The organism is Myxococcus sp. AB025B (assembly GCF_006518215.1).
Taxonomy (GTDB): Bacteria; Myxococcota; Myxococcia; order Myxococcales; family Myxococcaceae; genus Myxococcus; species Myxococcus fulvus.
In genome coordinates this window covers 92950-106006 of sequence record NZ_SRLW01000001.1, presented here as the reverse complement: position 1 = coordinate 106006, position 13057 = coordinate 92950, and the positions used below count along the sequence as shown (strand labels likewise).

Below are 13057 nucleotides of genomic sequence, written 5' to 3'. Positions count from 1 at the left end.
GATGGACGAGCGCGCGTCGGTGGGAGCCTCCGCCCGACGCGCGCTCCGTCTCCTGGCGTGCCTCCCCTGTCTCTTCTTCATCCCGCAGGCTCGAGCCGAGCCCTCGCCGCTCGCGCGTGAGCTGGCGTCCAGGTGCCGCGCGTGGGCCTCGGATGCGCGCGCTCCGTGGGCGCTCGCGCATGGCATGGCGCTGGATGGACGTGCGTTCCGCGCGGCGGATGGACGGCTCGCCGCCGAGGTCGTGGTGGCGGACTTCCTGCGCCGGACTCCCGCGCGAGAGCAGACCGCGTCGAGCCGGGTGGACGTCTACTTCGACTCGTTCACGTCCGACGGTACACCGGTGGAGCCGCACCCGGCGCTCCAGGTGAAGACGCTGCTCGCCTCCGGGTTGCCCTTGTCACAGCGCTTCAAGACGGACTGGGGCGAGGTGACGCTGCGGGAGCTGGTGGAGGACGTGAAGCACGACTTCCGCATGGCGCAGGTGGAGTCCGGTGAGAGCGCGTGGATGTTGGAGGCGCTCTCGCTGAGCTCGCGGCCCGGGGATTCGTTCCGTGACTCGACGGGGCAGCGGGTGCGCGTGGATGAGGTGATGACCCGTGCGCTCACGGCGCTGGAGACGGCGAACGCGGAGCTGGCCGAGGGGATGAAGGCGAAGCGGCCCGAGGTGCCCAAGCGGGGCCAGGGCATCTACGCGCATCCGTGTGGCGGGCTGCACTACTTCCAGGCCGTGGCCGGCTGGGCGCGGCATGCCCCGGTGCGTGCGGCATGGAGACGACGGCTCGCGGCCCAGGTGGACGTGCTGCTGTATCGGCTGGATTCGGAGACGCGGCAGTACGAGACCGCGTGGGCCTCGGCGCCCGCGGAGCGCGAGCGCGTCCTCGCGCAGATGCTGAAGTTCCAGGGGCATCTGCTGGAGACCCTCGGGCGATTGAGGGAGGACACGGGCTGGCGCCCTACCCCCGCACAGCAGCAGACGGTGGAGCGGGCACGCCGGTACCTGGAGAACACGGTGCGCCGGATGGACCAGACGGGCCTGCTCGCCGCCCCCGCGTCGGTGGCCGGGCGCGACAAGCAGCTCGCGCTCGACCTGGTGGGCGACACCTGTCACGCCGCGCGAGGAGACTCCTTGTGGAGCCCTCGAGAGCTCACACGCCCAGCCGCGCCATCTCCTCCTCGGTGAAGCCCGCCTCGGCGAGCACCTCGCGCGAGTGCTGCCCCAGCGCGGGCGGCTCGCGCAGCGGCGTGGGCCCCATGCGCAGCGGCGTCAGCAGGTGCGTCACCTTGCCCAGCCTGGAGTCCTCCGCCTCGACGAAGAGCCCCCGGGCACGCAGCTGCGCGTCCTTCAGCACGTCGTCCCCTTCGGCCACCGGCTCCACGCACAGGTCCGAGCCGGCGAACCTCTCCGCCCAGTGCGCCAGCGGCTTCGAGGCGAACAGCTTCGTCAGCTCCGCCTTCACCCGCGCGCCCGCCTCCCCTGGCGCGTACGCGTCCTCCATCAGGTCCGGCCGCTCCAGCCGCTCGCACACGCCCGAGAAGAACTTGGGCTCCAGCGCGCCCACCGCCAGCCACCGGTCGTCCGCCGTGCGGTACAGGCCGTAGCACGCATACCCGCCGTTGAGCGCCTCTCGCCCGCGCTCCAGGGGCGCGCCCTGCTCACCCATGAAGAGCCGCGCCGCCAGGTGCATGTGCAGGAACGCCGTGGCCCCGTCCGTCATCGACACGTCCACGAACCGGCCCAGCCCCGTGCGCTCGCGCTCGTACAGCGCGGCCAGGATGCCCACCAGCGCGAAGAGGCTGCCACCGCCGATGTCGCCCATCTGCACGCCCGGGAACGCCGGCGCACCGCCCGCCTCGCCGCCGTACCCCAGCAGCCCCGCCCGGGCGATGTAGTTCAGGTCATGCCCCGCCTTGAGCCGGTCCGGCCCGGTCTGCCCGTACCCGGAGATGGAGCAGAAGACGAGCCGGGGGTTCTCCGCGCGCAGCACCGCCTCCCCCACGCCCAGCTTGTCCATGACGCCCGGACGGAAGCTCTCCACCAGCACGTCGTGCGTGCGCGCGAGCTTCTTGAGCGCCTCACGCCCCTCGGGCGTCTTGAGGTTCAACGTCAACGAGCGCTTGTTCCGGTTGAGCCCGTAGAACAGCGCCCCCACGTCGTCACGCGACGGCGGCATCGCCCGGACGTAGTCACCGCCCTCCGGCTCCTCCACCTTCACCACCGTGGCACCCAGGTCCGCCAGCACCAGCGTGGCGTAGGGACCGGGCAACAGGCGCGACAGGTCCAACACGCGCAAACCCTTCAGCGGCAACGTCGACATGGGAGTCTCTCCAGGAGGTGCTCGGGGGCCCGAAATGACACGCGGCGCGCTCCCGAGGACGGGGGCGCGCCGCACATGACTCACTCAAACGGCCATCAGCCCAGGATCTTCGCCAGCTTCATCGCGAGACCCATGTCCATGGGCTTGAACTTCAGCTTGCCCTGCATGGCCGCCATCTGGGGGTTGAGCGTCTTGTTCTTGATCTTCACGAAGTCGTCGTTGCTCACGAGGATGGTCATCTTCGACGCGCCCTCGTGGCCCGCGGTGACCCAGCCCTCGGACTTGGTCAGGTCCAGCGTCCACTTCCCACCACCCTCACCGGAGACGTCGAAGTGGATGATGGCGTTGACCTCCTTCGCCAGCTCCGGCTTCGCCGTGAGCTTCTGCGGAATCTCGGTCTCGATGATTTCCTTCGCGGTCGTCATGGGGCGCTCCTTGGCCTGGTCGTTGATTGGAGAATCAAGACGGGGGGACCGTAATGTCGCCCCCCTGGCAGGTCAAGGCATCAGATGCGCCGTGTTCATCACGCGCTGGTCGTGTTCGCGGCCGACGAGGGCAGTGAGCGGCGCACCATGTTGAGCAGATCATTGAGCTCGAATGGCTTGGCCAGGTGCCCCACCGCGCCGATGTCCTGGGCCTTGCTGCCCACGTTGCGGTCCGCGCTGAGGACGATGATGGGGATTTCCGCGTGCGTCGTGGGCCGCTGGCGCATGCGCTGGGCGAACTCCCACCCGTCCATCACCGGCATCATCAAGTCCAGCAGGATGAGGTGGGGGGGCTCCGGCTCGAGGCGCTCCAGGGCCTCCTTGCCGTTGCGCGCGCGGCGGATGACGAAGCCCTCGGCCTCGAGGATTTCGGAGAGGGCTTCGAGGATGTCCGGATCATCGTCCACGACGAGGACGACGGGGGCACCATCAGGCTGTGTGTTGGGCGGAGTCAGGGCAGTCTCCCTCGGTGCGACGCTGGGGATTCTTCCACCATCCTCCCACCCGGCGGCGCAACAAAAACGCGCTCCCCGCACGCGACGGGGGTGCACGTTGCAAAACCGACAGTCACGCCCCACCCTTTCCGTGACCTGCTGGACGGGAGGTGGAAAACGTGAGGAGCCCAGGGGAGATGGGAGCTGGCAGCACGGCGGAAGCGCCTGGCCTCGTCCTCGTCCCCACGCAGGGGCCCCCGCGCCTGCTGGGCGGCCTGCTGCTCGAGCATCTGGGCCTCCAGGCGCTGCCCGGGGACGTGAGCTCCCTGGACGCCCTGCTGGGCGCCGCCGGCTTCCAGCGCCGCCTGGGGGACGCGCGCCTCTGGGAGAAGGACGACGACCACGTCCTGCTCGCGGGCGAGGAGCCCCTGGGCGACGGGGGGCGCCTGTTCTGGACCTTTCCCGTGGCGTGGGACGAGGCCGACACCCGCCGACGGGTGCGCTACCTGGGCATGGCGTCCCATGACCTGCGCGGCTCGCTGGCCAACATCCGCTCCTATGCCGCGCTGCTGCTCAACGGCCGCTCGCCGCTGGAGCCCAAGGTGCAGCGCGGGCTGGAGACCATCCTGCGCAACGCGGACCGCTCGCTGTCCTTCTCGCAGGACTTCTTCGACTCCAGCCGCGCCGACCTGGGCTCGCTCGCCTGCGAGCCGGAGCGCCAGTCCCTGTTGCCGCTGCTGGACGCCGCGGTGGAGCGGCAGCGCGCGGCGGCCTCCGCCGCCAACGTGGCGCTCGTGCTGGACCTGGACCCGAGCGAGCCCCAGCCCGAGGTGAGCGTGGACGGCGCCCGCATCCAGCACGCCCTGGAGGCCTTCATCCTCTACCAGCTCTCCCGCGCCCAGCCCGGGGAGGTCATCCACCTGCGCATCCACCCCGGCGCGCCCCGGGTGCGGGTGGAGGTGCGCCGCGAGGGCGTGCCCCTGTCGGACGAGGACGCCTCGGCGGTGTTCCGGCGCGAGGAGCGGGCCTTCCGGGAGAAGAAGCTGGAGGATCCGCTGCGCATCTACCTGGCCCGCCAGGAGGTGGAGGCGCACGGGGGCAGCGTGGGGGTGGAGACGGATCCGTCCGGCAGCTCGCTCTTCATCACCCTGACGGCGGTGCCGGGCGCCACGCTCGCAGAGGCAGCGGCCCTCCAGGCATGACACCTCCGCTCTTGCTGGCGGTCCAAGGCGCCCCCCGGTATGCTCCGCCCGTTTTCACGAAGGAGCCGTGATGCTGGGGCTGAAGCCGATGGAACTTCTTCTCATCCTGTTTGTGCTGCTGCTCCTCTTCGGGGCCACGCGGCTGCCGCAGCTCGGCTCGTCCCTGGGCAGCGCGATTCGCAACTTCAAGCGCGGCTTCGGCGGCGAGGACGACGCGGGCACGCCCGGCGCCGACAAGAAGGGCGGCAACCTGGCCAGCGGCGGCAACGTGGACAAGGACGTGAAGTCCTCGTCCCCCAGCAGCCACGCCTGAGCCCCGCTTCCTGAAGCACCCTTGAAGCACGACGCCCGCTCCACCCCTTCTCGAGGGGCCGAGCGGGCGTTGACGTTTCCACCGGCCAGCCGGGCCCCCGGTCGACCGCACCGGGGGCGAGCGGCCTCGCGGGCTACTCGACGACGGCCACGTTGTCGTACATGGCGTCGATCTGCGCCTTGTACTTCTGGCTGCACACCTTGCGCTTCACCTTGAGGGTGGGCGTCAGCTCGCCGGACTCCTGGGTGAAGTCGGCGGACATGATGGTGAAGCGCTTGATGGTGGCGTACGGCGGCGAGTCCGCGTTCACCTTGTCCAGCACCGCCTTCACGGCCGCGTGGACCTCGGGACGCTTGGCGTTCTCCGCGTAGCTGCCCACCGGGGCGCCCTTCTCCTCCAGCAGCTTCTTCGCCGTGTCCTCGCCCACGGTGATGAGCGCCACGAGGTACGGACGCTTGTCGCCGTACACCATGGCCTGGCTCAGGATGGGGAAGGTCTTGAGCGTGTTCTCGATGTTCTGCGGCGCCACGTTCTTGCCGCCCGCGGTGACGATGATGTCCTTCTTGCGGTCGGTGATGCGCAGGTAGCCGTCCGAGTCCAGCTCACCGATGTCACCGGTGTGGAACCAGCCGTCCGCCTCCAGGACCTCGGCCGTGGCCGTGTCGTTCTTGTAGTAGCCCTTCATGATGCAGGGGCCACGGGCGAGCACCTCGCCGTCGGAGGCGATCTTCACCTCGGTGCCCGGCATGGCGGGGCCCACGGTGCCGATCTTGATCTTGTTCGGGCGGTTCGCGTTGGTGGGCGCGGCCGTCTCCGTCAGGCCGTAGCCCTCCACCACCTTGAAGCCGAGCAGGTCGAAGAAGTAGCCGATCTTCCGCGACAGCGGCGCGCCGCCGGAGACGAACAGGCGCATGTTGCCGCCCAGCTTCTCGTCCAGCGTGCCGCGCACCTTGGTGAACACCAGCTTCTTGGCCAGGGTGAACGCCAGGCCGTCGTAGTCGCGGCCCTGCTGCTTCGCCTCGACGTACTCGTCGAACAGCTTGAAGGCCCAGCGCGCCATCCGGCCCTTGAGGCCCGGGGCCGACGTGCCGTTGGACACCACCGTGTTGTAGACCTTCTCGAACACGCGCGGCACCGACGGCAGCACCGTGGGGCGCGTCTCCACGATGTTCGCCATCAGCTTGTCCACCGACTCCGCGATGATGAGCCGGAAGCCCATGGACAACCACGCCGCCTTCACCACCTGCGCGAACACGTGCGCCAGCGGCAGGAACAGCATGACCGCGTCGCTGGGCTCCATCATCCCGATGGCCTGCACCGCGTGCGCCTGGTACGTCCAGTTGCCGTGCGTGAGGATGGCGCCCTTCGGGTCACCCGTGGTGCCCGAGGTGTAGATGAGACAGTTGGTGTCCTCGGACTTCACCGAGGCCACCCGCTCCTCGAAGGACGCCGGGTTGGCCTGGTGCGCCTCGCGGCCCTGGGCCATCACGTCCGCCAGGGCGACCTCCTGGCCGCCCGCCACGGCGCCTTCGAAGACGATGACCTTCTGGACGGTGGGGCACTCGGCCAGCTTCTGCCGCACGCGCGTCAGGCGGCCCGCCTGCTTGGCATCCTTCTCGTCATTGTCCACGAAGACGAAGGACGTCTCCGAGTGCTTGATGACGTAGCGGAACTCGTCCGGGAGGTTGGACGAATAGATGGGGACGGTGATGGCCTGCGCCGCCGTGATCGCCAGGTCCGCGACGATCCACATGAGGCTGGTGTTGGCGAACAGCGCCACCCGGTCCCCGGGCTTCACGCCCTGCGCCACCAGGCCCGCGGACAACGCCTTCACGTCGTCCAGCACCTGCCCGAAACTCACGTCCTGCCAGCGGCCGTCCTTCTTGTGCGTCACACCCGCCTTGGAGGCGTTCTGCGCGCGCTGGATCAGCAACTGGACCAGGTTTCCCTCCTGCGCTCCGGCCGCCGAAGCCGAAGGTCCTACCTGATTCTCTGCTCTCACTTGAGCTCCTCCTCAATGTCGGCTTCGACCTTCTTCGCCCACTCCTGGATGCGCCGACCCTCCGCGGGGTCGTACGCGACGCTGCCCTGCTTCACCTTCTGGATGGCGTTGCGCGCCTCCTTCGCCTTGTCGTCCCTGAGGAGCGTCTCGGCCAGGAAGTAGTACGCGCGCAACATCTCCGGATGCTGCTGGATGGCCTTCTCGTAATACTCGGCCGACTTCTTGAGGTCCCGCTTGGGCCAGGGCAGCTCGTAGTAGTAGCGCCCCTTGGCCAGCAGCGGCGCGGCGCCGTAGAAGCCGGAGTCCAGCTTGATGGCCGCGTCGAGTCGCTCGTTGAACTTGCCTTCAAGGCCCTCGCCCAGCGCCTTCATCACCCCCACTGCTTGAGAGTAGGCGCCAATCCCCGCCGCCGCGAAGTAGTGGCCTTCCACGCGGTTGGGGGCCAGCTTGACGGCCTTCTCCGCCACGTCCCACGTCTGCCGGCCGAGCACCTTCTTGAGCTTCTCGCTCGCGGCCCCGTCCGCCTGCCACTGGAGCTGTCGCGCCTGGCGCCACACCAGCTCGAAGTCGTCCGGCGTCACCGACAGCGCCGCCTTGAGCTCGGCCTCCAGCGCCTTGCCACCCTCCGCCTCGCCACGTCGCTCATGCAGGGCATCCAGCCGAGCGAGCAATTCCGGCTCCGCCGCCCGTGCCGAAACCGCCACGAACGAGCACAAGGCGAATAAAATCAAGCGCATGGCGGGTGGGCTTAGCACGCACGCTCGGTTGCACGCAAACGACCAGGACCGACTTTTCCACCAAACAGAAGGGGCGGGTCCAGCCAGGGTAGAAGACCCCGCCAGTCCCGCCCCATTCGAGCGCCTCCCCAGGTGGGGAGGCGAGGTGGCTCAGGCCACGTCCTGCAGGGCCTGCTCCTCGTTCTCGTTGAACGCCGAGAGGTAGCGTTCCAGGAACGTCTTCGTCTTGAGCTCCACCTGGCGCACGCGCTCGCGCGACACGCCCCAGCGCTGCCCCAGCTCCTCCAGCGTCAGCGGCTTGTCCTGCGTCAGCCGCTCCGTGAGGATGTCCCAGCCCAGGTCGCCGATGCGCTTGCGCACCTTGGTGAGCGCGTCCTGGATTTCGGTGTCCTGCTCGTTCGACAGGAACACGTCCTGGGGCGACGGCCCGTTGTCCTCCAGCCGATCCAGGAAGGTCGTCTCGCCCTCCTCGTCGATGGAGGCGTCGAGCGAGAAGTCCACCATGCTACCCCGCTCGGCCTCGCCGCCGCGCACCTGGCTGCGGTTGTCCTTCAGATAGCGGGTGATGTAGGCGCGAATCCACCACACCGCGTACGTCGCGAAGCGCACGTTCTTCTTCGGATCGAAATGCTCGATTGCCTTCATCAGGCCGACGTTGCCTTCCTGGACGAGGTCATCCAGGCGAGCGCCGCGATTGGCGAACTTCTTCGCGACGGCGACAACGAAAGCCAGGTTGGAGGTGGCGAGCGTCTGCCTCGCCGACTCGTCGCCCTTGCGAGCGCGCCGAGCCAGCTCGTACTCCTGCTCGCGAGTCAGTTGCTGGTGTCCCCCCAGCTGACGCAGGTATTGCGACAGGCCCTCCGCCGCAAACTTCGTCGAGTTGGCCATGATTTCCCGTCCTCCGTTCGATGCCGGACGCGCCGTCCCCGCCGACTCGCGTCCACCTGTCTCTAGGACGCCCAACGAGCGAAAGGGTTTCTCATTCCATCGCCGAAAGTCGTTTCGACTGTCGAACTTCGCCCTCACGCGGACGCAAGGCTTGCGCTTCCGCTGACTTGCAAGGTCGAGAAGCACCGACTCCCACGGCGATGGCCGCGACGCGGCCACACACTCATCAACGTTTGAGCGCGGGGAAGATTTTCTCGGGATTGAGCAGCCCTGATGGGTCGAAGAAGGTCTTGAGCCGCCGTTGCAATTCCAGCAGCGCTGGCTGCTGTTCGAGCGCGAGAAATTCCCGCTTCGCGAGGCCCACACCATGCTCGCCTGTGATCGTCCCGCCCAGCTCCACCGTCATCAACAACATGCGACGCAGCGCCTCATCCACCAGCGGGCGTTGATGCGGGCCTTCATAGAGGATGTTGGCGTGGAGGTTCCCATCACCCGCATGGCCATACGTGGCCACGGTGAGGCCCAGCTGGGCGCCCATCGCCTTCAAGCGCTCGATGACCTCGGGGATTCTCGAACGTGGGACGACGATGTCCTCGGAGACCTTGCGCGGCTTGAGCGCGCGGAGCGCGGGGGAGATGACCCGACGCACGGCCCACAGTTTCTCGCGTTGGGAATCATCCTGCGCGACGAGTGTTTGACTGGCTCCCTGTTGTGCGCAGATGTCGCCGAGGCGTGACAGCTCCTCGAACAAACCCTCTGCGCCGTGGCCATCGACCTCGGCGATGAGGGCCGCGCCCGCGCCGGGTGGGAACTGGAAGCCGCGTCCGTCCACCGCGCGCAGGGCCACGTCGTCGATGAGCTCCAGGCATCGGGGCAACAGCCCCGCCGCGAGCACGGCCGATACCGCGCGGGCCGCGTCCAGCACCGACGGAAAGACGACCAGGGCGGTCAGCACTTTTCGTGGGAGCGGAATGAGCTGGAGGGTGATTTCGGTGGCCACGCCCAGCGTGCCCTCGGAGCCGACGAACAGGCCCACCAGGTCGTAGCCGGCCACGCCCTTGATGGTGCGCCGCCCTACCTTGACGACCTCGCCGTCCGGAAGCACCCACTCCAGGCCGATGACGTAGTCGCGGGTGACGCCGTACTTCAGCGCGCGCGGGCCGCCCGCGTTCTCCGCGACGTTGCCGCCCAGCGTGCACGACTCCCACGAGTTGGGGTCCGGCGGATAGAAGAGCCCCACGGCCTCCACGGCCTTCATCAGGTCGCCCGTCACCACGCCGGGCTCCACCACCGCGGTGAGGTCCTCCACGGAGATGGAGCGGATGCGGTTCATGCGCTCCAGGCTCATCGCCACGCCGCCGCACAGGGGCAGCGAGCCACCGCTCTTGCCCGTGCGCGCGCCACACGGCGTGTAGGGGACTCCGTGCGCCATGCAGGCCTTGAAGATGGCGGAGACCTGCGCGGTGTCCTCGGGGAACACGACGACATCCGGAGGGAAGATGCCGCTGTCGGACTCGTCCCGCGAGTAGGCGGCGAGCGTGGCCTCGTCGCGCTTCAGCTGCCCGGCGGCGAGCACCCGCGAGAGCGCCTCGCACACGCGCTCCACCCGCTCGGGCTCCACGCGGCCCGGCCGCGCGGACACGTCACTCATCGCCGCGCTCCGAGTCGCGCCCACAGCTCGCGTCGCAGCGCACCGTCGCTGCGCAGCTCCCCTTCGTAAGCCTCCGCGTGGGTGATGGCGTCGCGCTGCTGGGGACCGCGCATGCGCAGGCACGCCTGCTCCGCCTCGATGATGCACGCGGTGGCGGGGCTGCCCAGCTCACGGGCCAGGGAGCCCGCGACCTCGCGCGCCAGGTCCTCCTGGAGGATGAGCCGGTGCGCGAAGCAGTCCACCAGCGCGGACAGGCCACCGAAGCCCGCCACGTGCTTGCCCGGGACGTATGCCACATGCGCGACGCCCGTCACCGGCAGCAGGTGGTGCGGACACATGGAATGGAAGCGCAGGCCCGTCACCACCACCAGCTCACGCGACGAGCCGCGTGGCGCGGAGAACGTCTTGCCCAGCACCTCTCCGGGTGTCTGGGCATAGCCGTCCAGGAACTCGCGGCTCCAGGCGTCGGCCACGCGCTTGGGCGTGTCCACCAGGTTCTCGTCCTCCATCGGCAGGCCGGCGGCCCGGAGGAAGGCCTCCACCGCGCTCGCCATGGCGGCGGGGTCTGGCACGCTGGCGAAGGACCTGGAGGCAGGGACTCCGCGGGGACGGACTTTGGACGAGCTCACGGGGCAAGGACTCCTGCGGGGGTGCGGGCGCTCAACGGCCGGGCACCCTATCCGATGCGGCGATGAGGATCTCCCCACCTCGCACGAGCACGTCGTAGATGCGAACCTTCGCGTCCGGGCGCCAGGGGCACAGCCCCGTGCGGACATCGAACGGCCAGGCGTGCAGGGGACAGTGCAGCAGCGTCCCCTCCAGGTCCCCTTCATGGAGCGAGCCGCCCCGGTGGGGGCACGTGTCGTCCAGCGCGTGCACTTGCCCGTCGACCCGCACCAGGGCCACCCGGGTGTCTCCCACCTGCACCACGGCGCGACCGCGTGCGTCCAACGCGGTGAGCCGCGCCACCGGAATGAAGCGTCCGTCCGGTTGTCCTTCATCCATCCAGGTGTCTCCCTCGCCCGGACCCACCGGGCCTGCCGACGTGAATGCGGTGACACGAGTATGCGTCCCACCACCGTGCTAGCCTGCCTTGACTCTCCCGGGGGCCGTCAGTAGAGCACCCGGGCCTCCCCCTTCCCGCCGATGACCCAGCGCGCCCATACCTTCGCCCGCGGCACCGCGACGCTGTTGGTCGTGCTGTGGGCGTTGCAGCCGCTGGGGACCCTGCTCCACGCCCGGGACGCGCACGCGCACCGCTTCTGTCCCGAGCACCAGGCCTTCGAGGAGACGGCCAAGGGCACCGGCGCCATCCAGGCCCGGCTCGCCCCGGAGAAGCTGGCGCAGCTGACCGCCGTTCCTCCCTCGGGCACGGACTCCAGCCGGCCCACCCACGAGACGTGCCCCATCCTCACGTCGAGCTCGCGCGACGAGGGGTGGTTCGTCGCGCCCTCCTCGTGGGTCCTCGCGCGGCTCGTGGTGAGCCGTCCCGCCACCGCGCCGCCCCGCGTCACCCCTCCCCTCTCCGTCCTCGACACCGCGCCCAAGTCCTCGCCACCCGCGCACGCCTGAGTCGCGTCCGCAGTGAGCTTGCAGGTCTTGTGCTGTGGGGCGCCACGCGCACGCGTGCGTCCCGTCCGAGGAGCATCACCGGTGTCATCCGTTCCACGTCGTCCGCACGGCGCGCTTTTCGCCGTGTCCCTCTCCGTCCTGTTGTCCACGGCCACGGCCGCGGCGCAGGAGCCCCCTCCACCCTCTCCCGATGCGGGCGTCCCCGCGTCGGACGCGCCCACCGCCGAGCCCGACGCGGGCCCTGCCTCCGACCTCCCCGCCGGCCTGACGCCGGAGGAGATGGCTCAAATCGAGAAGGCCTTCGGCGGCGACGCGCAGCAGGGCGTGCCCGCCAGCACCTCCGCCGCGCCGGACGCCACACCCGGCGGGGGCTTTCCGCTGTCCATTCCAGGCGCGAGCAGCGGCACCAACTTCCTGGACATGAGCTTCATCCTGGATGTGGCCGCGGCGGCCTTCACATCCAAGGAGCCGCTGCAGGGCGGCGCGCATGACCCCACGCGCAACGGCTTCAACCTGCAGCAGTTGGAGCTGTCCATCGGCTCGGTGGTGGACCCGTACTTCCGCTTCGACGCGAACATCGTCTACAGCCAGTTCGGCGTCGAAATCGAGGAGGCCTACGGCACCACGCTGGCGCTCCCCGCGAGCCTCCAGGTGCGCGCGGGCCAGTTCCTCACCCGCTTCGGCCGGCTCAACGCCACGCACCCGCACGCGTGGGACTTCGTGGACCAGCCCTTCGCGATGAGCCGCGTCTTCGGCGGCGAGGGCAACCGAGGCCTGGGCGTGGAGCTGTCGTGGCTCACGCCGCTGCCCTGGTTCGTCGAGGTGACGGGCAGCCTCACCGACGCCACCGGCGAGGCCACCGCGCGCAGCTTCCTGGCGTCCTCGGGAGACCGCGTGTTGTCGCCGTTGGACCTGCAGGCCACGGGCGTGGTGAAGCAGTTCTTCCCGCTGTCGGACGACCTGTCTTTCATGTGGGGACTGTCCGGCGCCACGGGCCCCAATCCCACCGGCTACCGCAACCGCACGGACATCTTCGGCACCGACCTGTACCTGCGCTACCGCCCGATTACGGAGGCCAGCAACACGCTGGTGTCGCTGCAGGTGGAGGCGCTCTACCGACGCCGGCAGGTGCCGGGCGACGTGCTGACGGACTTCAACTCCTACGCCCAGCTCGCGTGGCGCTTCTCCCAGCGGTGGGCCACCGCCGCGCGCTACGAGCTGGGGACCGCGGCCAAGGGTGAGGACGGCCAGGTGGCCGTGGACCCGTTGGACCCGGAGTGGACGAAGCGTCGCGACCGCGTCTCGGTGAACCTCACCTTCTGGCCCACCGAGTTCTCCCGCCTCCGCTTCCAGGCCGCGCGTGACAACGCCCGGTGGCGCGACGAGGCGGACTACTCGGCGTTCCTCGCCCTCGAACTGGTCACGGGTGCCCATGGCGCCCATGCGTTCTGAACCTCT

14 protein-coding genes are annotated in these 13057 nt (G+C 69.4%); 5 read left to right on the top strand and 9 right to left on the bottom strand.

Annotated features, from left to right (window positions below):
- Position 1: 1 nt before the first annotated feature.
- The gene (locus FL311_RS00410; protein WP_141322800.1) at positions 2–1180 is read left to right on the top strand and encodes a hypothetical protein; all 1179 of its coding nucleotides are present in this window, start codon (positions 2–4) and stop codon (positions 1178–1180) included.
- Here FL311_RS00410 and FL311_RS00405 read toward each other — a convergent pair.
- The 3 genes from FL311_RS00405 to FL311_RS00395 form a co-directional block, all read right to left on the bottom strand.
- Positions 1146–2315, bottom strand: coding sequence for a CaiB/BaiF CoA-transferase family protein (locus FL311_RS00405; RefSeq protein ID WP_141322799.1), 1170 nt, complete (start codon positions 2313–2315; stop codon positions 1146–1148). The genes FL311_RS00410 and FL311_RS00405 overlap by 35 nt on opposite strands.
- Before the next feature lie 95 nt (positions 2316–2410).
- Positions 2411–2740 carry an SCP2 sterol-binding domain-containing protein gene (locus tag FL311_RS00400; RefSeq protein WP_141322798.1) on the bottom strand — a complete coding sequence of 110 codons (330 nt, stop codon included), beginning with the start codon at positions 2738–2740 and terminating at the stop codon, positions 2411–2413.
- A 98-nt stretch (positions 2741–2838) separates the two neighbouring features.
- On the bottom strand, positions 2839–3207 hold the full coding sequence (locus FL311_RS00395) for a response regulator (RefSeq protein ID WP_174816746.1): 369 nt from the start codon (positions 3205–3207) through the stop codon (positions 2839–2841).
- A 224-nt stretch (positions 3208–3431) separates the two neighbouring features.
- Between FL311_RS00395 and FL311_RS00390 the strand changes: the two genes are divergently transcribed.
- A complete protein-coding gene (locus FL311_RS00390; RefSeq protein WP_228556589.1) occupies positions 3432–4436 on the top strand; it encodes a sensor histidine kinase KdpD in 1005 nt (334 codons plus the stop codon).
- Positions 4437–4506: 70 nt separating this feature from the next.
- Positions 4507–4749, top strand: a complete 243-nt coding sequence (gene tatA, locus FL311_RS00385; protein ID WP_141322831.1) for a twin-arginine translocase TatA/TatE family subunit — start codon at positions 4507–4509, stop codon at positions 4747–4749.
- A 133-nt stretch (positions 4750–4882) separates the two neighbouring features.
- On the opposite strand, the gene FL311_RS00380 is transcribed toward tatA, so the two are convergent.
- The 6 genes from FL311_RS00380 to FL311_RS00355 all read right to left on the bottom strand — a co-directional run bounded on the left by FL311_RS00380 (position 4883) and on the right by FL311_RS00355 (position 11032).
- Complete coding sequence (locus tag FL311_RS00380) at positions 4883–6751, bottom strand: long-chain fatty acid--CoA ligase (RefSeq protein WP_141322796.1); 1869 nt, start codon at positions 6749–6751, stop codon at positions 4883–4885.
- Positions 6748–7488 carry a tetratricopeptide repeat protein gene (locus tag FL311_RS00375; RefSeq protein ID WP_141322795.1) on the bottom strand — a complete coding sequence of 247 codons (741 nt, stop codon included), beginning with the start codon at positions 7486–7488 and terminating at the stop codon, positions 6748–6750. Before FL311_RS00375 ends, FL311_RS00380 begins: the two co-directional genes overlap by 4 nt.
- A 150-nt stretch (positions 7489–7638) precedes the next feature.
- Positions 7639–8376, bottom strand: coding sequence for an RNA polymerase sigma factor RpoD/SigA (locus FL311_RS00370; protein WP_046713205.1), 738 nt, complete (start codon positions 8374–8376; stop codon positions 7639–7641).
- A 226-nt stretch (positions 8377–8602) separates the two neighbouring features.
- A complete protein-coding gene (locus FL311_RS00365) occupies positions 8603–10027 on the bottom strand; it encodes an FAD-binding oxidoreductase (RefSeq protein WP_141322794.1) in 1425 nt (474 codons plus the stop codon).
- Positions 10024–10656 (bottom strand): GTP cyclohydrolase I, encoded by a 633-nt coding sequence (gene folE / locus FL311_RS00360; RefSeq protein ID WP_228556588.1) that lies wholly within the window; start codon positions 10654–10656, stop codon positions 10024–10026. The genes FL311_RS00365 and folE overlap by 4 nt, the downstream gene beginning before the upstream one ends.
- Before the next feature lie 31 nt (positions 10657–10687).
- Positions 10688–11032: a Rieske 2Fe-2S domain-containing protein gene (locus FL311_RS00355; RefSeq protein ID WP_141322793.1), complete on the bottom strand. Its 345-nt coding sequence runs from the start codon at positions 11030–11032 to the stop codon at positions 10688–10690.
- A 141-nt stretch (positions 11033–11173) separates the two neighbouring features.
- Between FL311_RS00355 and FL311_RS00350 the strand changes: the two genes are divergently transcribed.
- Together FL311_RS00350 and FL311_RS00345 are read left to right on the top strand one after the other, a co-directional pair.
- Complete coding sequence (locus tag FL311_RS00350) at positions 11174–11599, top strand: hypothetical protein (RefSeq protein WP_141322792.1); 426 nt, start codon at positions 11174–11176, stop codon at positions 11597–11599.
- An 81-nt stretch (positions 11600–11680) separates the two neighbouring features.
- Entirely contained in the window at positions 11681–13051 is a 1371-nt protein-coding gene (locus FL311_RS00345) for a zinc-regulated TonB-dependent outer membrane receptor (protein ID WP_141322791.1), read from the top strand.
- Positions 13052–13057 lie beyond the last annotated feature (6 nt).